This window comes from Plantibacter sp. VKM Ac-2885, from assembly GCF_015351205.1.
In the GTDB taxonomy this organism is placed as follows: domain Bacteria; phylum Actinomycetota; class Actinomycetes; order Actinomycetales; family Microbacteriaceae; genus Plantibacter; species Plantibacter auratus.
Window position 1 is genome coordinate 2,097,220 of record NZ_JADKSK010000001.1, and the last position, 19,095, is coordinate 2,116,314.

Genomic DNA, 19,095 nt, shown 5'->3' on the forward strand with positions numbered 1-19,095 from the left:
CGAGCCCTGCGGCGGTCGAGCCCGTGTCCGGACGGACGAGCCGCCTCGAACGCTGAAGGGCCGGTCGGCCAACTGCCGGCCGACCCTTCAGCACTGCGCTGGGACTAGCCCTGAGCCTTGACGATGAAGTCGACGGCGTCGCCGACGGTCTTCAGGTTCTTGACTTCTTCGTCCGGGATCTTCACGTCGAACTTCTCCTCCGCGTTGACGACGATGGTCATCATGGAGATCGAGTCGATGTCGAGGTCGTCGGTGAACGACTTGTCCAGCTCGACGGTGTCGGTCGCGATGCCGGTCTCGTCGTTGATCAGCTCGGCCAGGCCGGCGAGGACTTCTTCGGTGGACAGTGCCATTGTTCTACTCCTTGGGTGAGGTTTGACCGTAGTCGAGTGTAGTCGCGTCGGGCGTCCTGCTACGGCAGGACGACGACCTGAGCGCCGAAGACCAGTCCGGCACCGAATCCGATCTGCAGGGCGAGGCCGCCGCTGAGCTCGGGGTGCCCCTGGAGGAGCCGGTGGGTGGCGAGCGGAATGGACGCCGCCGAGGTGTTGCCGGTGGTCTCGATGTCGCGCGCGATGACGACGGTCTCCGGCAGCTTGAGCTGCTTGGCGAACTCGTCGACGATGCGCATGTTCGCCTGGTGGGGGATGAAGGCCGCGAGGTCGGAGGCTTCGACGCCCGCTTCCTTGAGTGCCTGCTTGGCGACCTTGGCCATCTCCCAGACCGCCCACCGGAAGACCGTCTGGCCCTCCTGGCGCAGGGTCGGCCAGGCGGCGGTGCCGTCGCGGAACTCGGTGAGCGTGCCGCTCATGCCGACGGCGTCGGCCTTCGAGCCGTCGGATCCCCACACGGTGGGGGAGATGCCGGGGAAGTCGCTCGGACCGACGACGGCCGCGCCTGCACCGTCGCCGAGGAGGAACGAGATCGACCGGTCGGTCGGGTCGACGATGTCGGACAGCTTCTCGGCGCCGATGACGAGCGCGTAGTGAGCCGCGCCCGATCGGATGAGGGCATCGGCCTGAGCGATCGCGTAGGCGTATCCGGCACATGCGGCGTTGAGGTCGTAGGCGGCAGCGGGGTTCGCTCCGACGCGGTCGGCCACGACGGCCGCCATCGACGGGGACTGCTGGACGTTGCTGATCGTCGCGATGAGGACGAGGTCGACCTGCTCGGGCGAGATGCCCGCGGCCGCGATGGCCTCGGCGCCGGCTTCGGCTGCGAGGTCGACGGCGCTGACGTCGGCCGACGCCCGCGTGCGGGTGACGATGCCGGTGCGCTGCTGGATCCACTCGTCGGACGAGTTGATCGGACCGACGAGGTCGTCGTTCGGGACGCTGAGGTCTCCGCGAGCTGCGCCGAGGCCGAGGATGCGGGTGAACTCGGGACCGCGCGACTGCTTGAGGGTGGGGGTGGTCATTGACTGGTTCTCCGTCTGCGCTACTGCTGGGCGATGAGGTCGAGGGCTGCCGGCAGGTCGTCGGGGGTCTTGATGGCGACCGTCGGCACGCCCTTCAGGCCGCGACGTGCGAGTCCGGTGAGCGCCCCGGCGGGGGCGAGCTCGATGAGTCCGGTGATCCCTGCGGCGCTGAACGCGTCCATGCACAGGTCCCAGCGTACCGGGGAGGCGACCTGACCGATGAGGAGGTCGAAGAACGCCGTACCCGAGGTGACCTCGGTGCCGTCGTGGTTCGTCCAGATGCGGAGCGTCGGATCCTGGGGCTCGACCGTGCGGCTCGCCCCGGCCAGCCAGTCGCGGGCCGACTGCATGTAGCTCGTGTGGAAGGCGCCTGCGACCTGCAGCGGGATCACCCGCGTGCCCTTGAGCGGCTCGTCGGCGAGGCGGGCGAGGGCGTCATGCGCGCCGGCGACGACGATCTGGCCGCCGCCGTTGTAGTTGGCGGGCTCCAGCCCGAAGGAGCGGACGTGCGCGACGACGGCGTCCTGGTCGCCGCCGAGGACGGCACTCATGCCCGTCGGGGTGGTGGCTGCTGCTTCGGCCATTGCTACGGCGCGTTCGCTCACGAAGCTCATGGCGTCGCTGTCCGAGAGGATGCCGGCACCGTAGGCCGCGGTGATCTCGCCGACGGAGTGTCCGGCGATGCCGCCGAACGGCGCGGCGTCGGCGGGGAGGGCCTTCCGCAGGGCGTCCAAGGCGACGATGCCGGCCGCGACGATGAGCGGCTGGGCCACCGCGGTGTCGCGGATGGTGTCGGCGTCGGAGACGGTGCCGTGCTTGACGAGGTCTAGTCCGGCTTCGTCGGAGAAGCGCGCGAGCGCGTCCTTCGCGGAGGCGTCCTGCAACCAGGGGTCGAGGAAGCCGGGGGTTTGGGAGCCCTGTCCAGGGCAGGCGATGACGATCACCGCTCTAGTCTGCCAACCGGAGGACGCCCAGCAGTGGAGCAACACCACGAACCTTTGGAAAATGTGTTGTGTGGACTCCACAAAGCCGACCGGTCGAACGGCCCTGCCAGCGTCAGGAGGTCAGCCGACGTCGGGACGGCTCAGGCTCAGCGATGGCGCCGAGGATGAGGGCCGCCTGCAGGATGAGCGACTCGCGGGCACCGGTCGCGTCCCATCCGATGACCTCGGAGACCCGCTTGAGGCGGTACCGGACGGTGTTGGGGTGCACGAACAGCTCGCGCGCGGTCGCTTCGAGCGAGCGGCCGTTGTCGAGGTAGCACCAGAGCGTCGTCACGAGCTCGCCGGAGTAGTCCTTGAGCGGGCGGTAGACCCGCTCGATGAGCGTGGTCTTCGCGAGGTTGTCGCCGGCGAGGGCGCGCTCAGGAAGGAGGTCGTCCGCCGCGACCGGTCGAGGTGCGTGACGCCAGGACTTCGCGACGGCGAACCCGGCAAGCGCGGCCTTCGCGCTGCGCGACGCCTCGATGAGGGACGGCACAGCGTGACCGAGCACGAGATGCCCCGGCCCGAAGCCGTGCTCGAGCTTGGCGGCGATGTCGAGGAAGGTGAGTTGTGAGCTGGTGCGGGCGTCCGCGGCGGCCTGTTCGGCCTCGTCGACGGGCTCGCCGTCTCCGGGCTCGGTGCTGGGCAGCTCAGCGCGACCCAGGACGAGCACGAGCCGGTTGCCCTGGACGCCGATGAGGACGTCGGCGTCGAGGTGTCGGGCGGTCCGGCGGAGCATGTCGACATCGAGCACCCGTGGGGTCGTACCGACCAGGACGCAGGCCTCGCCGTGACCGTGCCACCCGAGGGCGGCGATCCGGCTCGGTAGCTCGTCGTCGGCCTCGCCACTGAGGATCGAGTCGACGACGAGGGCCTCGAGGCGGGCGTCCCAGAGTCCGCGGGCTTCGGCCGCACGGGCGTACACGTCAGCCGAGGCGAATGCGATGTCGCGTGAGTAGAGGAGGATCGCCTCGCGGAGGTCGACGCTTCCGGACGCGACGCGTTCCTCGACGACCTCGACGGTGACCTTGATGAGTTGCAGTGTCTGCTGCAGGCTGACGGAACGGAGCAGCTCGCGAGGAGCCGCCCCGAACACGTCGGCGGCGATCCACGGCGTCGACCGGGGATCGTCGAACCACGAGATGAACGAACTGATGCCCGCCTGGGCCACCAGGCCGACCGCTGAGCGGCGGCCTGGTGGCATCTCGGCGTACCAGGGAAGGGTGTCCTCGAGACGTTTGAGCGTCGCGGTCGCGAGCTCACCCGAGATCCGGCGGAGCCAGTCGAGTGTCTCGGCCTTCGTCTTCGTCTTCGTCACCGTGGTAGCGATGGAATCAGCTCTCGCCACCCGCGTTACCGGTGTTGCCGGCGTTCACGTCGTGGAGGCGGTAGCGGTCGATCGCCTGCTGCGGGAGGCTCGCATCGACCTCACCCCGAGCAGCGAGCTGCTGGAGGGTGCGGACGACGAGCGACGGGCCGTCGATCTTGAAGAAGCGACGGGCAGCGGCGCGCGTGTCGGAGAAGCCGAAGTCGTCGGCCCCCAACGTCGCGAAGTCGCCCGGCACGAACTGACGGATCTGGTCCGGCACGGCGTGCATGTGGTCGGTCACGGCGACGAACGGGCCTGCGGCACCGCTCAGCTTCTCCGTGACGTAGGGCACACGACGCTCCTCCTGCGGGTGCAGGAAGTTGTGCTGGTCGGCGGCGAGACCGTCGCGACGGAGCTCGGTCCAGCTCGTGACGCTCCAGACGTCTGCGGAGACGCCCCAGTCGTCGGCGAGCAGCTGCTGCGCCTCGATCGCCCACGGGACCGCGACACCGGAGGCCATGAGCTGAGCCTTCGGGCCCTGCTTCTCGCTCGTGCTGATGCGGTGGATACCGCGCACGATGCCGTCGACATCCACGCCCTCGGGCTCGACGGGCATGACCATCGGCTCGTTGTACACCGTGAGGTAGTACATGACGTTCGGGTCCTCGTGCTCGCCGCCGTACATGCGCTGGATACCGCTGCGCACGATGTGCGCGATCTCGTAGCCGTAGGCCGGGTCGTAGCTGACGACCGCGGGGTTCGACGACGAGAGCAGCAGCGAGTGGCCGTCGGCGTGCTGGAGGCCCTCACCCGTGAGCGTCGTGCGACCGGCCGTGGCGCCGATCATGAAGCCACGGGTCATCTGGTCGCCGGCAGCCCAGATGGCGTCGGCGGTGCGCTGGAAGCCGAACATCGAGTAGAAGACGTAGACCGGGATGAGCGGCTCGCCCTGCACCGAGTACGAGGTTCCGATCGCGGAGAAGGCCGCGACGGCGCCCGCCTCGTTGATGCCCACGTGCACGATCTGACCCTGCGGGCTCTCCTTGTAGGCGAGCAGCAGTTCGCGGTCGACCGAGGTGTAGTGCTGACCGTTCGGGTTGTAGATCTTCGCGCTCGGGAAGAACGCGTCCATGCCGAAGGTGCGTGCCTCGTCGGGGATGATCGGGACGATGCGGTTGCCGAAGTCCTTGGCGCGGAGGAGGTCCTTCAGCAGTCGGACGAACGCCATGGTGGTGGCGATCTCCTGCGTTCCGGAGCCCTTCTTCGCTGCCGCGTACGCGGAGTCGTCGGGCAGGTTCAGCTGCGTGTACTTGCTGCGACGCTCGGGGACGTAGCCGCCGAGCGCGCGGCGACGCTCGTGCAGGTACTGGATCGCCTCGTCGTCCTCGCCCGGGTGGTAGTACGGCGGGAGGTAGGGGTTCTCTTCGAGCTGCGAGTCGGTGATCGGGATGCGCATCGTGTCCCTGAAGGTCTTCAGGTTGTCGAGCGTCATCTTCTTCATCTGGTGGGTCGCGTTGCGGCCCTCGAAGCTCGGGCCGAGGCCGTAGCCCTTGATGGTGTGCGCGAGGATGACCGTCGGCTGGCCCTTGTGCTCGCTGGCCGCCTTGAACGCCGCGTAGACCTTGCGGTAGTCGTGGCCGCCGCGCTTGAGGTTCCAGACCTCGTCGTCGGTGTAGCCCTCGACGAGCTTCAGGGCGCGCTCGTCGCGGCCGAAGAAGTTCTCGCGGACGTAGGCGCCGTCTTCCGTCTTGTACGTCTGGAAGTCGCCGTCGGGCGTGACGTTCATGAGGTTGAGGAGCGCGCCGTCGGTGTCGCGGTTGAGGAGGTCGTCCCACTCCCGGCCCCAGATGACCTTGATGACGTTCCAGCCGGCGCCGCGGAAGAAGCTCTCGAGCTCCTGGATGATCTTGCCGTTGCCGCGGACGGGACCGTCGAGGCGCTGCAGGTTGCAGTTGATCACGAAGTTGAGGTTGTCGAGGCCCTCGTTCGCGGCGACCTGGAGCTGACCGCGGCTCTCCACCTCGTCCATCTCGCCGTCGCCGAGGAAGGCCCAGACCTGCTGGTCGCTGGCGTCCTTGATGCCACGGTTCGTGACGTACTTGGCGAGGTGCGCCTGGTAGATCGCGTTGATCGGGCCGAGACCCATCGAGACCGTCGGGAACTGCCAGAAGTCCGGCATGAGGCGCGGGTGCGGGTACGAGGAGAGCCCGTGCGGCGCGTGCGACTTCTCCTGACGGAAGCCGTCGAGCTGGTCGGTGCTGAGGCGGCCCTCGAGGAAGGCGCGGGCGTAGGTGCCGGGGGAGGCGTGGCCCTGGATGTAGATCTGGTCGCCACCGCCCGGGGCGTCCTGGCCGCGGAAGAAGTGGTTGAAGCCGACCTCGTAGAGCGCGGCCGACGACGCGTAGGTGGAGATGTGTCCGCCGACACCGATGCCGGGGCGCTGCGCGCGGTGCACGGTCATGGCCGCGTTCCAGCGGATCCAGGCGCGGTAGCGGCGTTCGATGTCCTCGTCGCCCGGGAAGTCGGGCTCGTTCTCCGAGGCGATGGTGTTGATGTAGTCGGTGGTGGGCACCATCGGCACGCCGAGGTGCAGCTCCTTCGAGCGCTTCAGGAGGCTCAGCATGATGTCGCGGCCGCGACCGTGGCCACGTTCGTCGACGAGGGCGTCGAGGGACTCATTCCACTCGGACGTCTCCTCAGGATCGGCGTCTACGTGGTTGGACGAGTATGGATCCTGGTCGTGAACAGTCACCGTCGACCTTTCTCTCGTGGCAGATCGTGCCTGGGTTGTGATGGTGAACTCCATGCGTCCTGATGGGTATGGACGCGGGCGCCACCTTTCACCCTATCCGGTCACCCCAGGGAACGGTGACCGAGCGGCGCACCCCTCCGGGTTTGTGCAGCTGCGGTGCGGGGTTAGGATGTGTGACCGGATCGGACCCGTCCACCGCTCGGGCGATCCGGAGCAGGCGAACCCGCCTGAAAGGACCCTCATGGCACTCGAGAACGACACCCTGGCACCCGACTTCGAACTGGCGAACCAGTTCGGTGAACTCGTCAGGTTGAGTCAGTTCCGCGGCAGTTCAGCTGTCGCCCTCGTCTTCTTCCCGCTGGCGTTCTCGGGCACCTGCACGGGGGAGCTGTGCGAGCTGCGCGACAACCTCAGCCTGTTCACGGACGACCAGGTCACGCTCGTCGGCATCTCCGTCGACTCGAAGCACACGCTGCGCGCGTGGGCGGAGCAGGAGCAGTACGGCTTCCAGCTGCTCGCCGACTTCTGGCCGCACGGCCAGGTCGCCAAGGAGTACGGGGTGTTCCTGCAGGAGAAAGGGTTCGCGAACCGTGCGACCTTCCTCATCGACCAGCAGGGCATCATCCGTGAGAGCTTCATCACGGCACCGGGCGAGGCCCGTTCGCTCGCGGCCTACCGCGCCGCGCTCGAAGAGCTGCGTCAGCCGGCCTGAGCCGCGGCTCGCTGTGTTCGCTCCGGATCGTCGAGAGTCTCAGCCGGTGATCGTGACCGCGGGTGCGCGCTCGTAGCGGATGAACCGGTACGGGACGCCCGTTCGTGACTCCGACCAGCCGTGTGCCGGGTCGATCGTGACCGGCACCCACTCCTCGCCGATGATCGGCGCGAAGGTGTCGCCCGCGACGTCGAGGTCGAGTTCGGTCACCTCGAGCCGGTCGGCGAGCGCGAGCGCTTCGGTGAAGAGCCCCGCGCCGCCGGTGACCCAGGCCTGGCCGTTGCCGGCGAGCTGCGCCGCTTCGAACGCGTCCTCCAGGGAGTGGGCGACGATCGCGCCGTCGGCGGACCACGCGTGATCGCGGGTGACGATGATGTTCGGGCGTCCTGGGAGCGGACGGAACCGCGGGGGGAGTGAATCCCAGGTGCGGCGTCCCATGATCACCGCGTCGGATCCGGTGAGCGCCTTAAAGTGCGCGAGGTCTTCGGGGACGTGCCAGGGCATGTCGCCGTCGGCGCCGATGACGCCGTCGTGGGCCTGGGCCCAGATGAGCGCCAGGCTCATACGGCGACGGCCGCTCGGATGGCGGGGTGGTGCTGGTAGTCGACGATCTCGAGGTCGTCGTACTCCACGTCGAAGATGCTGTCGCGCTTCGTGTTGATACGCAGCTTCGGGTAGGGGAACGGTGCGCGGGTGAGCTGCTCCGTCACCTGCTCGACGTGGTTGTCGTAGATGTGGCAGTCGCCGCCGGTCCACACGAAGTCGCCGACCTCGAGGCCGACCTGCTCGGCGACGAGGTGGGTGAGGAGCGCGTAGCTGGCGATGTTGAAGGGGACGCCGAGGAAGAGGTCTGCGCTGCGCTGGTAGAGCTGGCAGGACAGCTTGCCGTCGGCGACGTAGAACTGGAAGAAGGCGTGGCACGGGGCGAGCGCCATATTGGGGATGTCGGCGACGTTCCAAGCGGAGACGATGATGCGGCGCGAGTTCGGGTCGGTGCGCAGCTGGTCGATGACCTGCGAGATCTGGTCGATGTGCGAGCCGTCGGGGGTCGGCCAGGACCGCCACTGCACGCCGTAGACGGGGCCGAGTTCGCCCTGGTCGTCGGCCCATTCGTCCCAGATCGAGACGCCGTGTTCCTGCAGCCAGCGGACGTTGCCGTCGCCGCGGAGGAACCACAGGAGTTCGTAGGCGATGGACTTCCAGTGCACCCGCTTCGTGGTGATGAGCGGGAAGCCCTGGGAGAGGTCGAAGCGGAGCTGGCGGCCGAACACACTGCGCGTGCCGGTTCCGGTGCGGTCGCCTTTGGCGGCGCCGTGCTCGAGCGTGTCGCGCAGGAGGTCTTCGTACGGGGTGGGGATCGTCGTATCCATCCCCTCGATCGTACGGCCAGCGACCGTCACCGCGCCCGACCGATCGTCCGGTGTCGCGGCGGAAGCGCGCGAACCCGTGTTGTGGAGCGTTCCGGCTCCGACGGCGACTCCGGCTAGACTCGACGAGTCGCATCGGACGCTTCCATCCGATCGCGGGCCTTTAGCTCAGCTGGTAGAGCGCCACGTTTACACCGTGGATGTCGTCGGTTCGATCCCGGCAGGGCCCACCGAAGGAAGTTCCCCGAGATCATGGGCATCTCGGGGCCTTTTCGCTCAGCCGTGCGCGCCTCATCGCCGGACACTCGATGTTGGAGAGTTCGACGACCGGAGGCCTTGGGGCGCGAACGGCAGCACCGCCGATGTCGATGAGCGCGTTGATGCGAGCTACGGCCGCAGCGTTGGAGCGGACACCGATCGTGTGGGTGGAGTCGATTCAGCAGCGCCCGCGTGGGATCGCGCCGCACAGTCTCCGCCCTGCACCGTGCCGATTGCACCTTGTGGGCCCGGCGCGACAGATCTACCATGCACGGGACCGGCGCAGTTGTGGGCCAGCACGGGATTCGGGTTCCGCGCATGACACGCTGCTCTGGTCTCGGGGCGGCGGGTTCGGGCACGTCGCTCCGACGTCGGTAGAGGCGTGTGCAGGAGCGGAGACGTGTGCCCCGCTGTCTCTCCGGACCCTAATCATCCGAGGCAGGCTCTCGTCGGGGTGATGACCTGCCCGGAGCATAGCGCCGCAGAGCACGCCGTGTCCGATCAGATGTGAGTGAATGCGTCGTGACCTGCAGTGCGGAAGAAACACAGCAGCCAGGAAAGGCAGAACGCGACCGCCACGCCGATTTCTCCCGCGAACCACCGAACGCCGTAGCGGTGTTGTTTCGGTACTTGCCGAAGCATTCGCGACCTAGCGTGGTTGCATGACGACGCACAACTACACCGCTACCGTGACGTGGAGCGGGCGGACCGATGCCTACGAGACCTACAGCCGTCGCCATGGGGTGCGGTTGGGGGATTCGTCGATCGACCTGAGCGCAGCGGCCGAGTTCCGAGGCGACAGCGGGTTGCCGAACCCTGAGCAATTGTTGGTGGCGGCGGCGAGTTCGTGTCAGCTGCTGTCGTTCCTCGCGGTCGCCGCCCATGCAGGCGTCGAGATCATCGACTACCGGGACGCCGCGACCGGGATCATGCCGGACGACACACGTCCGATGCGGCTCACCGAGATCGTGCTTCGACCGACGATCGTGGCCCAGGGCACGACGACGGGAGCGGTGGAGCGACTCCTGGAGAAAGCCCACCGGCAGTGTTACATCGCGAACAGCCTCACCGCCGTCGTCACCCTCGAACCCGAGATCACGGTGCGGTGATGTTCGACATCGAGATCCCGGCCCCGGACGGTGCTTCCTCCCTCGCGGCGATCGGACGCGCATTGGGTGCGGCCGGCATCGGCTTGGAGGGCGGGGGCCTGTGGTCGGGAGTGGCGCACTATCTCGTAGCTGAGGGGGCTTGCGCTGGGGAGGTATTGCGTGGGATCGGGTTCGGGCCGGTGCTCGTGCGGGAAGCGCTCGTGGTCGATCTCGTCGTGGATGCGCCGGGTGCGCTCGGCCGGATGATGGAGCGGCTCGCCGGGGCCGGTGTGGTGTTGCACGGCCAGTACAGCGACCATGACAACCGCAAGGTGCTGCTCGTGGACGATGTCGCCGCTGCCCGTCGAGCGCTCGAAACGGCCGGGTCGTGACCGGCGACGCGGACATCTCGGTGCCGGCGCGAGCACTCGGTGATCCCGCTCGCGGCCGGATCGTGACAGCGCTGCTCGGTGGCCGTGCCATCCCCGCTGGGGAGCTCGCCCGCGCTGCCGGCGTCTCAGCCTCCACCGCCAGCGAGCATCTCCGCGTGCTCCTCGACGCAGGCATCGTCACGGTCGATCGGGTGGGCAGGAACCGCTTCTTCCGTCTGACGAACGACGAGGTCGCCCGGGCGGTGGAGGCGCTCCAGGCCATCGCCCCTCGCACGGTCGTGCGGTCCTTCCGACAGCACCGAGTCTCGGCCGATCTCCGGGAGGCGCGGACCTGCTACGACCATCTCGCCGGAGATCTCGGCCTACGCGTCACGGACCTGCTCGTCCACGCAAGCATCCTCTCGAGCATCCGCACCGCGGCGACGGAGAACGCCCCGTCACCGTTCCCGGCTGGCCCCGTTGTGGAGTCGCTCCGTCTGCATCCTGGTTCTGGTTCACGGCCGTGGTCACGAGGCTGCCTGGACTGGACCGGGCGCCGCGCTCACGTCGCCGGCCAGGTTGGAGCTCAAATCCTGGAGGCGATGGAAACGCAGCAGTGGATCACCCGTCGCCCCGACTCGCGGGCCGTCCGGCTCACCGAGCGTGGTGCGCTGGGGCTCAGTACCTTGGAGGCAACGATCTCCGCATGCGAGGCGTAGCCAAGCTGCGCTACTGAGCCCCAGGTGCGAGCGCTCGTCGACGACGCGACCGTCGTCGAATGCGCGTCAACCTGACGTGAAGTCGCCCGCCACAGGCGAGGAACTACGGGTCGACCCGCAGCCGTCGTGCCGATGCTCAGCGCCCGGCGGGCGCCGTGCGCGCTAGTCCGGTTGTTCGGTTGCGCGCCGTGTGCTGGGCGCTTGGTGGAGAGATCGAACGGCGTGCACGACGGCGCCGGCGAGCAGCCAGAACACGGCGATGGTCAGTCCTGCCAAGATCAATGAGAGACCACCGGCCGCGCCGCTGTAGCTCGAGAACGTTGCAGCGGTGACCAACAGACCGATCGCCACCAGAATGGCGGCCGCCAATCCCATCGTTCGCAAGTATGGATTGGAGTAGCGCTCTCGCGGCGTGTTGGTGTTGTACTTGGCCTCGATCTCTTCACGGCTGATGGGAACGTTCGGCTGGTCGGTCATGCCGGCGAGCCTAGCGGCCGCATTCGGTGCTTTGTCCGGAAATGGGGGCCTTCTGGCGCGATGGACATGGCACCTCCGGCGGGCCCGCTGCACAGTGGAAGCATGAACGATCCAGTCACCGCCCGGGAGAAGACCGCGCTCCTCGTGATCGACGTCCAGCAGGCATTCGACGATCCACAGTGGGGGCAACGCAACAACCACGATGCCGAATCGAACGTCGGGATGTTGTTGAGCGACTGGCGCCTGGCCGGTCGACCGGTGTTCCACGTCAGACATCAGAGCGCCAGCGAGGGTCAACTGTTCTCGCTGGGTGGGCCCGGTTACGAGGTCAAGCCGGAGGCTCGCGAGGTCGCGGGGGAGCCGGTCGTGGTCAAGACCGTCAACAGCGCGTTCATCGGCACTGATCTGGAGGTGCAGCTGCGCCGTGCCGGCATCTCATCGTTGGTCATCTGTGGCCTGACGACCGATCACTGTGTGTCCACCACAACCCGCATGGCGGCCAATCTCGGTTTCCACGTCACCATCGTCAGTGATGCGACGGCGACGTTCGAGCGACTCGGTCCCGATGGGCGACGGTGGTCGGCGACCGAGCTGCACGACGCCGCCCTGGCCAGCCTGCACCAGGAATTCGCGGTGGTCCAGACGACGAACGAGGTCGTCCGCGCGGCATGCTCGTGAACTGACAGGACGTCGCCGTTCTCCAGGTCGCTATCGGTTTGCCAGGGCGGCATCGACCCTGACGGTCGCCGCTGTGCCGGTCGGAGTGAGCTCTCCCGTTGGCCGGGCGGGCCCATCTGTCCGCCACGATCTGAAGCCGTGACTTCCAACCCGCCGCTCGTCCCCGAGCCGTCCCCTCACGATGCAACAGCTGCTGCAGTGAGGAGCGTCGAGCAACGCCTGAAGCGCGGAAACAGGCGGAACTGCCCTATCCGAGAGCCTTTACACCGTGGATGTCGTCGGTTCGATCCCGGCAGGGCCCACCGAACAGCAAGCCCCGAGATCATGCGGATCTCGGGGCTTCTTCGTATGGACGCCCAGCAGGTCTTGGCTCCCACTGTTGGCTACGTCCCCGTGGCGTCCCAGCGGACGGGTTGGCCCGTAAGCAAGATTCTCGATCCATGTTCATTTGTTAAGACATTCTGTGTATGCTGGTCATGGCCTCACCGAACAGCTCACAGAAAGTTGTACAGAGACGTATGACCGCTCCATCAGCCACCACGTACGACGTCGTCACCATGGGACGCGTCGGCGTCGACATCTACCCGTTGCAGGACGGCCTCGGGCTCGAGGACGTCGACACCTTCGGCAAGTATCTCGGGGGGAGCGCCGCCAACGTCGCTGTCGCCGCGGCCCAGCACGGGCACCCGACGGCGCTCATCAGCAGGACAGGCAACGACCCCTTCGGTCGATACGTCCATCGCGAACTCGAGCGCCTCGGCGTCGCTGACGAGTTCGTCGGTTGGGAGGCGGACTTGCAGACGCCGGTCACCTTCTGCGAGATCTTCCCGCCGGACGACTTCCCGTTGTACTTCTACCGGAAGCCGAAGGCGCCCGACCTGACGATCACGTCGAAGTCCCTCGACCTCGACGCGATCTACCGCGCCAAGGTGTTCTGGGCGACGGTGACGGGGCTCAGTGAGGAACCGAGCCGCTCGGCCCACTTCACCGCGTGGGAAGCCCGCGCCCGCCGGCCGCTGACGATCCTCGACCTCGACTACCGTCCGATGTTCTGGAACTCGGCCGAGCAGGCCTCCGCCCAGGTCGGGCGAGCGCTCGAACACGTCACGGTCGCGGTCGGCAACCGTGAGGAGTGCGAGGTGGCTGTCGGCGAGACGGATCCGCACCGCGCTGCAGACGCCTTGCTGGAACGCGGCGTCGAACTCGCCGTCGTCAAACAGGGTCCGAAGGGGGTCCTCGCCAAAACGCGCGACGAGACCGTCGAGGTCCCGCCGTACTTCGTGGACGTCGTGAACGGACTCGGCGCGGGGGACAGCTTCGGTGGCGCCCTCTGCCACGGACTCATCGAAGGGTGGGGTCTCGAGAAGATCCTGCGGTTCGCCAACATCGCCGGGGCGATCGTCGCGTCGCGGCGGGAGTGCTCGACGGCCATGCCGAACTCCACCGAGGTGCTCGAGATCCTCGACACCATCGGCACCGTCGGTGCAGCAGAACTCGGAGGTGCCCGATGACCATCGTGAACAACGCCAGGACATCGCGGTTCCTCCGCGAAAGCGAGTTCGAGCGCCTGCGAGAGGTCCGCGCATCCGACCCGGCCGCCATCGCCCGTGCCCATGCCGGCCGGCGTCGGCGCGAGCTCATCCGCGGTGACGGTCGACTCTTCATCGTCGCTGCCGACCACCCGGCTCGCGGAGCCCTCGGTGTGCGCGACGAGTCGATGGCCATGGCCGACCGGTACGAGCTTCTGGACCGCCTCGCGCTCGCGCTCTCGCGCCCTGGTGTCGACGGCGTGCTGGGCACCCCGGACATCGTCGACGACCTCGCCCTCCTCGGCCTGCTCGACGACAAGGTCGTGGTCGGGTCGATGAACCGGGGTGGGCTGCGCGGCGCCGCGTTCGAGATGGACGACCGTTTCACCGGCTACGACATTCCCGGGATCGTGCGAGACGGTCTCGACTTCGCCAAGACACTCCTCCGGGTGAACCTCGGCGATGCCGGATCGGTCGCGACCATCGAGGCGAACGCCCGTGCCGTAGACCAGGCGGTCGAGGCTCGTGTGCCGATCATGCTCGAACCGTTCATGAGTGAGTGGCGCGAGGGACGGATCGTCAACGACCTCTCAGCCGAGGCGGTCATCACCTCGATCGCCATCGCGTCCGGTCTCGGATCGAGTTCGGCGTACACCTGGATGAAGCTGCCGGTCGTCGAGGAGATGGAACGCGTCATGGCTGCCACCTCGATGCCGACACTCCTGCTCGGTGGCGAGCCGAACGGCCATCAGGACGACGTCTACTCGTCCTGGGAACGAGCCCTCGAACTGCCCGGTGTCCGCGGCCTGGTCGTCGGACGCACCTTGATCTACCCGGCCGACGGCGATGTCTCCGCTGCAGTCGACACCGCGGCGGGGCTCGTCCACGCCGACCTCCCCTCCTGAGCCTCCCGATCCGCCGCGATCGCTGATCCTTCACAGATTGGAACCACCCGCATCATGAGCACTGACTCCCTCCCCGTCGTCCCGCACTGGATCGACGGAGCCGAAGCCCCCTCCAGTTCCGGTCGCACCGCCCCGGTCTACGACCCCGCGCTCGGTGTCGCGACGAAGCACGTCGCGCTCGCCGATCAGGACGAGATCGCCGCAGCTGTCGCATCGGCTGCCAAGGCCTTCCCGGCTTGGCGCGACTTGTCACTCGCGAAGCGTCAGCAGGTCGTGTTCAAGTTCCGTGAGCTGCTCGAGGCGAAGAAGGGTGAGCTGGCGGAGATCATCACGGCGGAGCACGGCAAGGTCGTCTCCGACGCGTTGGGTGAGATCACGCGCGGTCAGGAGGTCGTGGAGTTCGCGACCGGTCTCGCGCACCACCTCAAGGGTGAGTTCTCCGAGCAGGTCTCGACCGGTGTCGACGTGTACTCCACGAAGCAGCCGCTCGGGGTCGTTGGGATCATCTCGCCGTTCAACTTCCCCGCGATGGTGCCGATGTGGTTCTTCCCGATCGCGATCGCGGCCGGGAACACGGTCGTGCTGAAGCCGAGCGAGAAGGACCCGTCCGCGGCGATCTGGCTCGCGAAGCTGTGGAAGGAAGCCGGGCTCCCCGACGGGGTGTTCACGGTGTTGAACGGTGACAAGGAGGCCGTCGACGGGCTCCTCACCCACCCCGACGTCCGTGCGATCTCCTTCGTCGGTTCCACGCCGATCGCGAAGTACGTGTACGAGACCGGCACCGCACACGGCAAGCGCGTCCAGGCGCTCGGCGGGGCGAAGAACCACATGCTCGTGCTGCCCGACGCCGACCTCGACCTCGTCGCCGACTCCGCGATCAACGCCGGCTTCGGCTCCGCGGGTGAGCGGTGCATGGCGATCTCCGTGGTCGTCGCCGTCGAGCCCGTCGCGGACGAGCTCATCGCCAAGATCGCCGAACGTGCGGCGACCTTGCGGATCGGTGACGGACGTCGGAACTGCGACATGGGGCCGCTGGTGACGAAGGTGCACCGCGACAAGGTCGCGTCCTACCTCGACATCGCTGAAGCCGACGGCGCGACGATCGTCGTCGACGGCCGCAACACGCCCATCGACGGTGACCCGAACGGGTTCTGGCTCGGCCCGACCCTCATCGACAACGTCCCGACGACGTCGAAGGTGTACACGGAGGAGATCTTCGGACCCGTCCTCGCCGTCGTCCGCGTGGCCTCGTATGAGGAGGGTGTTGCACTCATCAACGGCGGTGCATTCGGGAACGGGACGGCGATCTTCACCAACGACGGCGGTGCGGCACGGCGGTTCCAGAACGAGATCCAGGTCGGCATGATCGGCATCAACGTGCCCATCCCCGTCCCGGTCGCGACGTTCTCCTTCGGCGGGTGGAAGGACTCGCTGTTCGGCGACACCAAGGCCCACGGTGCCGAGGGCGTCCGCTTCTTCACCCAGCAGAAGGCCATCACCTCCCGCTGGCTCGACCCCTCCCACGGCGGCATCAACCTCGGCTTCCCCCAGAACTGAGGTTGCCCGGACGGCCCTTCGACAGGCCCAGGGAACGGCGCGGTGCCCGAGCCGACATCGTTCCGCAGTCCTGTCGAAGGGCATGATCGAATCACACACGACGGAGTGAACAACATGCAGTGGATGTACGAGCGGGGTGACCTCGCCCGAGACGGCTGGGAGAGCGTCGTCGACGGCTCGATCGACGGCTGGGCGCACACGGGTCTCCGCGTCGCGGTCCTCGCCGACGGTGATGCCATCGACCTCCCGGCGGGCGATGTGGAACGGATCGTCGTCCCGCTCGCCGGTTCCTTCAGCATCAGCTGGACGGACGCCGAGCAGCGGGACGGCACGACGGCGCTCTCCGGCCGTCGATCCGTCTTCGACGGACCGACCGACGTCCTCTACATGGGTGCGGGGACAGCGTGCGTGCTGAGCGGAGCCGGTCGAGTCGCTGTGGCCGAGGCCTCGACGACGGCGGTCCACCCGACGCGTCATGTCGCTGCGGAGGAGATCCCCGTCGAGCTGCGCGGCGCGGGCCGGTCGAGTCGTCAGGTCCACAACTTCGGCACGCCGGACGCGCTCGACGCCGCGAAGCTCATCGTGTGCGAGGTCGTGACGCCCGCAGAGAACTGGTCGTCCTACCCCGCCCACAAGCACGACGAGCACCTGCCTGGGGCGGAATCGCGCCTCGAGGAGATCTACTACTTCGAGTCCGCCGTCTCGAAGGGTCTGGAAGCATCGACGGCCGCGGACCCCTTCGGGATGTTCGCGACCTACTCCTCACCCGCCGGGGAGATCGACATCAACGCGATCGTCCGCACCGGTGACATCGCGCTCGTCCCCTTCGGATACCACGGTCCTGCCGTCGCCGCGCCGGGGTACGACCTCTACTACCTGAACGTCATGGCCGGACCCGACCACGAACGGGTCTGGAACATCAGCGACGACCCCGCACACGCGTGGATCCGCCAGAGCTGGGAGGGCCAGGACATCGACCCGCGGCTGCCCTACGTCGGTCCCACAGCATCTCAGACGAACATCCGCACCAACGCAGAAGGACAGCAATGATGGCGACGAACCCCAGGACGAAACGGATGACGGTGAGCCAGGCGCTCGTTGAATTCCTCGGTCACCAGTGGACCGTGGACGGGGACCACCGTGAGCGGACCATCCCCGGCATGTTCGGCATCTTCGGACACGGCAACGTCGCCGGACTGGGTCAGGCACTCAAGCAGGCGAACTCCCTGCAACCCGATCTCATGCCGTACTTCCAGGCACGCAACGAGCAGGCGATGGTGCACCAGTCCGTCGGGTACGCCCGCATGCACCGCCGCCTCGGCACCTTCGCGAGCGCGGCCTCGGTCGGCCCGGGTGCCGCGAACATGCTGACCGGTGCCGCCCTCGCCACCACCAACCGGCTTCCGGCGCTGCTGCTGCCCAGTGACACCTTCGCGACGCGCGTCGCAGACCCGGTCCTCCAGCAGCTCGAGCTGCCCCACGACATCGGCATCACCGTCAACGACGCGTTCCGTCCGCTGTCCCGGTTCTTCGACCGGGTGCAGCGGCCCGAGCAGCTGTTCTCGATCGCCCTCGCCGCCATGCGTGTGCTCACCGACCCCGCCGAGACGGGTGCGGTCACGATCGCGCTGCCGGAGGATGTGCAGGCGGAGACCGTCGACGTCCCACTCGAATTCCTGCAGAACCGTGAATGGCACCTGCGCCGTCCGCTGCCGGAACGAGCTGCGCTTGCCCGCGCCGTCGCGGCGATCCGCGGGGCGAAGCGTCCGATCATCATCGCCGGCGGGGGAGTGATCTATTCGAACGCGGAGGAGGCGCTGCGTCTGCTCGTCGAGGCGACCGGCATCCCCGTCGGCACCTCGCAGGCCGGTGGTGGGTCGCTCGTCTGGGACCACCCGCAGAATGTCGGCGCGATCGGCGCCACCGGGACGACGGCGGCCAACCGTCTCGCGGCGGAGGCAGACGTCGTGATCGGCATCGGCACTCGCTACAGCGACTTCACCACGGCGAGCCGCACGGCGTTCCAAGCCGAGGGCGTGACCTTCGTCAACGTCAACGTCGCGAGCTTCGACGCCTACAAGCATGGGACGCAGATCGCCGTCGTCGCCGACGCGCGGGAGACGGTCGAAGCGCTCCACGATGAGCTCGCTCGGTTCCGAGTCGCTGCCGACTACGCCGAGACCATCCGCCGTGAAAAGGCGGCATGGGACGCGACCGTCGACGCCGCTTTCGAGCCGTCGGGACTCGCCCTCCCCGGACAGGCGGAGATCATCGGTGCCGTCCAATCGTCGACCCAGCCTGAGGACGTCATCGTCCAGGCGGCGGGATCACTCCCCGGCGACCTCCACAAGCTGTGGCGCGTGCGGGACGCCCTCGGCTACCACGTCGAGTACGCCTTCTCCTGCATGGGGTACGAGATCGCCGGCGGGCTCGGGGTGAAGCGCGGTGCCGAGGCGAGCGGATCCGACCGCGACGTGGTCGTGATGGTGGGCGACGGGTCCTACCTCATGCTGCACACGGAGCTCGTGACCGCGGTCGCCGAGGGCATCAAGCTCATCGTCGTCCTCATCCAGAACCACGGGTACGCCTCGATCGGACATCTGTCGGAGACGGTCGGATCCGAGCGCTTCGGCACCTGGTACCGCAGCCTCGATCCCGAGGCCCGCAACTTCCAGGGCGAGGAGATCCTGCCCGTCGACCTCGCCGCCAACGCGCGCAGCTACGGCGTCGACGTGATCGAGGTCGAGCCCGGCGCCTCGTCGATCGACGACCTCAGGGCGGCCCTGGCGACCGCGAAGGCCTCCGACCGGACGACGCTCATCCACATCAACAGCGACCCGCTGCTGTACGCGCCCGACGGCGAGGGCTGGTGGGACGTCCCCGTGCCCGCGGTCTCCGAGCTGCCGAGCACGCAGCGTGCGTACGAGGAGTACGCCGAGATCAAGGCCACCCAGAAGCCGCTGCTCGGCTGAG

At 67.8% G+C, this 19,095-nt stretch carries 18 protein-coding genes and 1 tRNA gene; 11 read left to right on the plus strand and 8 right to left on the minus strand.

Annotated elements, in window-relative coordinates:
- Window positions 1-104: 104 nt before the first annotated feature.
- The 5 genes from ITJ66_RS10100 to aceE all read right to left on the minus strand — a co-directional run bounded on the left by ITJ66_RS10100 (window position 105) and on the right by aceE (window position 6,461).
- Window positions 105-353 (minus strand): acyl carrier protein, encoded by a 249-nt coding sequence (locus ITJ66_RS10100; RefSeq protein ID WP_056006457.1) that lies wholly within the window; start codon window positions 351-353, stop codon window positions 105-107.
- A 59-nt stretch (window positions 354-412) separates the two neighbouring features.
- On the minus strand, window positions 413-1,417 hold the full coding sequence (locus ITJ66_RS10105) for a beta-ketoacyl-ACP synthase III (protein ID WP_191940964.1): 1,005 nt from the start codon (window positions 1,415-1,417) through the stop codon (window positions 413-415).
- A 20-nt stretch (window positions 1,418-1,437) separates the two neighbouring features.
- Window positions 1,438-2,361: an ACP S-malonyltransferase gene (locus ITJ66_RS10110; protein ID WP_085510735.1), complete on the minus strand. Its 924-nt coding sequence runs from the start codon at window positions 2,359-2,361 to the stop codon at window positions 1,438-1,440.
- 112 nt (window positions 2,362-2,473) lie between these two features.
- Window positions 2,474-3,718 carry a CdaR family transcriptional regulator gene (locus ITJ66_RS10115; RefSeq protein ID WP_175484370.1) on the minus strand — a complete coding sequence of 415 codons (1,245 nt, stop codon included), beginning with the start codon at window positions 3,716-3,718 and terminating at the stop codon, window positions 2,474-2,476.
- A gap of 16 nt (window positions 3,719-3,734) precedes the next feature.
- Window positions 3,735-6,461 (minus strand): pyruvate dehydrogenase (acetyl-transferring), homodimeric type, encoded by a 2,727-nt coding sequence (gene aceE / locus ITJ66_RS10120; RefSeq protein ID WP_194644499.1) that lies wholly within the window; start codon window positions 6,459-6,461, stop codon window positions 3,735-3,737.
- A gap of 241 nt (window positions 6,462-6,702) precedes the next feature.
- On the opposite strand from aceE, the gene ITJ66_RS10125 reads away from it, so the two are divergent.
- Window positions 6,703-7,173, plus strand: a complete 471-nt coding sequence (locus ITJ66_RS10125) for a peroxiredoxin (protein ID WP_064293656.1) — start codon at window positions 6,703-6,705, stop codon at window positions 7,171-7,173.
- Between the two features lie 39 nt (window positions 7,174-7,212).
- On the opposite strand, the gene ITJ66_RS10130 is transcribed toward ITJ66_RS10125, so the two are convergent.
- Together ITJ66_RS10130 and ITJ66_RS10135 are read right to left on the minus strand one after the other, a co-directional pair.
- Window positions 7,213-7,737: a dihydrofolate reductase gene (locus ITJ66_RS10130; protein ID WP_194644500.1), complete on the minus strand. Its 525-nt coding sequence runs from the start codon at window positions 7,735-7,737 to the stop codon at window positions 7,213-7,215.
- Complete coding sequence (locus ITJ66_RS10135; RefSeq protein WP_191940967.1) at window positions 7,734-8,543, minus strand: thymidylate synthase; 810 nt, start codon at window positions 8,541-8,543, stop codon at window positions 7,734-7,736. Before ITJ66_RS10135 ends, ITJ66_RS10130 begins: the two co-directional genes overlap by 4 nt.
- A gap of 154 nt (window positions 8,544-8,697) precedes the next feature.
- Here ITJ66_RS10135 and ITJ66_RS10140 point away from each other — a divergent pair.
- From ITJ66_RS10140 to ITJ66_RS10155, 4 genes are all read left to right on the plus strand, one after another.
- Window positions 8,698-8,770: transfer RNA gene (locus ITJ66_RS10140), tRNA-Val, on the plus strand.
- A 690-nt stretch (window positions 8,771-9,460) separates the two neighbouring features.
- Complete coding sequence (locus tag ITJ66_RS10145) at window positions 9,461-9,907, plus strand: OsmC family protein (protein WP_194644501.1); 447 nt, start codon at window positions 9,461-9,463, stop codon at window positions 9,905-9,907.
- Window positions 9,907-10,278 (plus strand): amino acid-binding ACT domain-containing protein, encoded by a 372-nt coding sequence (locus ITJ66_RS10150; protein WP_194644502.1) that lies wholly within the window; start codon window positions 9,907-9,909, stop codon window positions 10,276-10,278. Before ITJ66_RS10145 ends, ITJ66_RS10150 begins: the two co-directional genes overlap by 1 nt.
- Window positions 10,275-10,976 (plus strand): helix-turn-helix transcriptional regulator, encoded by a 702-nt coding sequence (locus ITJ66_RS10155; RefSeq protein ID WP_191940970.1) that lies wholly within the window; start codon window positions 10,275-10,277, stop codon window positions 10,974-10,976. Before ITJ66_RS10150 ends, ITJ66_RS10155 begins: the two co-directional genes overlap by 4 nt.
- Before the next feature lie 162 nt (window positions 10,977-11,138).
- On the opposite strand, the gene ITJ66_RS10160 is transcribed toward ITJ66_RS10155, so the two are convergent.
- Window positions 11,139-11,453, minus strand: a complete 315-nt coding sequence (locus ITJ66_RS10160; protein ID WP_191940971.1) for a hypothetical protein — start codon at window positions 11,451-11,453, stop codon at window positions 11,139-11,141.
- Between the two features lie 102 nt (window positions 11,454-11,555).
- Here ITJ66_RS10160 and ITJ66_RS10165 point away from each other — a divergent pair, with 102 nt between their 5' ends.
- From ITJ66_RS10165 to iolD, 6 genes are all read left to right on the plus strand, one after another.
- Complete coding sequence (locus tag ITJ66_RS10165; RefSeq protein ID WP_191940972.1) at window positions 11,556-12,131, plus strand: cysteine hydrolase family protein; 576 nt, start codon at window positions 11,556-11,558, stop codon at window positions 12,129-12,131.
- A gap of 518 nt (window positions 12,132-12,649) precedes the next feature.
- Entirely contained in the window at window positions 12,650-13,642 is a 993-nt protein-coding gene (gene iolC, locus ITJ66_RS10170) for a 5-dehydro-2-deoxygluconokinase (RefSeq protein ID WP_194644503.1), read from the plus strand.
- Complete coding sequence (locus tag ITJ66_RS10175; protein WP_194644504.1) at window positions 13,639-14,565, plus strand: class I fructose-bisphosphate aldolase; 927 nt, start codon at window positions 13,639-13,641, stop codon at window positions 14,563-14,565. Before iolC ends, ITJ66_RS10175 begins: the two co-directional genes overlap by 4 nt.
- A gap of 54 nt (window positions 14,566-14,619) precedes the next feature.
- Window positions 14,620-16,122 carry a CoA-acylating methylmalonate-semialdehyde dehydrogenase gene (locus ITJ66_RS10180; protein ID WP_194644505.1) on the plus strand — a complete coding sequence of 501 codons (1,503 nt, stop codon included), beginning with the start codon at window positions 14,620-14,622 and terminating at the stop codon, window positions 16,120-16,122.
- 114 nt (window positions 16,123-16,236) lie between these two features.
- Window positions 16,237-17,172 carry a 5-deoxy-glucuronate isomerase gene (gene iolB / locus ITJ66_RS10185; protein ID WP_194644820.1) on the plus strand — a complete coding sequence of 312 codons (936 nt, stop codon included), beginning with the start codon at window positions 16,237-16,239 and terminating at the stop codon, window positions 17,170-17,172.
- Complete coding sequence (gene iolD / locus ITJ66_RS10190; RefSeq protein WP_228501558.1) at window positions 17,172-19,094, plus strand: 3D-(3,5/4)-trihydroxycyclohexane-1,2-dione acylhydrolase (decyclizing); 1,923 nt, start codon at window positions 17,172-17,174, stop codon at window positions 19,092-19,094. Before iolB ends, iolD begins: the two co-directional genes overlap by 1 nt.
- The last annotated feature ends 1 nt before the right edge of the window (window position 19,095 follow it).

Bases quoted from the DNA above. Each gene is read 5' to 3' on its own strand.
- ITJ66_RS10100 (WP_056006457.1), bottom strand. From the start codon at position 353: ATGGCACTGTCCACCGAAGAAGTCCTCGCCGGCCTGGCCGAGCTGATC.
- ITJ66_RS10105 (WP_191940964.1), bottom strand. From the start codon at position 1,417: ATGACCACCCCCACCCTCAAGCAGTCGCGCGGTCCCGAGTTCACCCGC.
- ITJ66_RS10125 (WP_064293656.1), top strand. From the start codon at position 6,703: ATGGCACTCGAGAACGACACCCTGGCACCCGACTTCGAACTGGCGAAC.
- ITJ66_RS10130 (WP_194644500.1), bottom strand. From the start codon at position 7,737: ATGAGCCTGGCGCTCATCTGGGCCCAGGCCCACGACGGCGTCATCGGC.
- ITJ66_RS10135 (WP_191940967.1), bottom strand. From the start codon at position 8,543: ATGGATACGACGATCCCCACCCCGTACGAAGACCTCCTGCGCGACACG.
- ITJ66_RS10145 (WP_194644501.1), top strand. From the start codon at position 9,461: ATGACGACGCACAACTACACCGCTACCGTGACGTGGAGCGGGCGGACC.
- ITJ66_RS10150 (WP_194644502.1), top strand. From the start codon at position 9,907: ATGTTCGACATCGAGATCCCGGCCCCGGACGGTGCTTCCTCCCTCGCG.
- ITJ66_RS10160 (WP_191940971.1), bottom strand. From the start codon at position 11,453: ATGACCGACCAGCCGAACGTTCCCATCAGCCGTGAAGAGATCGAGGCC.
- ITJ66_RS10165 (WP_191940972.1), top strand. From the start codon at position 11,556: ATGAACGATCCAGTCACCGCCCGGGAGAAGACCGCGCTCCTCGTGATC.
- iolC (WP_194644503.1), top strand. From the start codon at position 12,650: ATGACCGCTCCATCAGCCACCACGTACGACGTCGTCACCATGGGACGC.
- ITJ66_RS10175 (WP_194644504.1), top strand. From the start codon at position 13,639: ATGACCATCGTGAACAACGCCAGGACATCGCGGTTCCTCCGCGAAAGC.
- ITJ66_RS10180 (WP_194644505.1), top strand. From the start codon at position 14,620: ATGAGCACTGACTCCCTCCCCGTCGTCCCGCACTGGATCGACGGAGCC.
- iolB (WP_194644820.1), top strand. From the start codon at position 16,237: ATGCAGTGGATGTACGAGCGGGGTGACCTCGCCCGAGACGGCTGGGAG.
- iolD (WP_228501558.1), top strand. From the start codon at position 17,172: ATGGCGACGAACCCCAGGACGAAACGGATGACGGTGAGCCAGGCGCTC.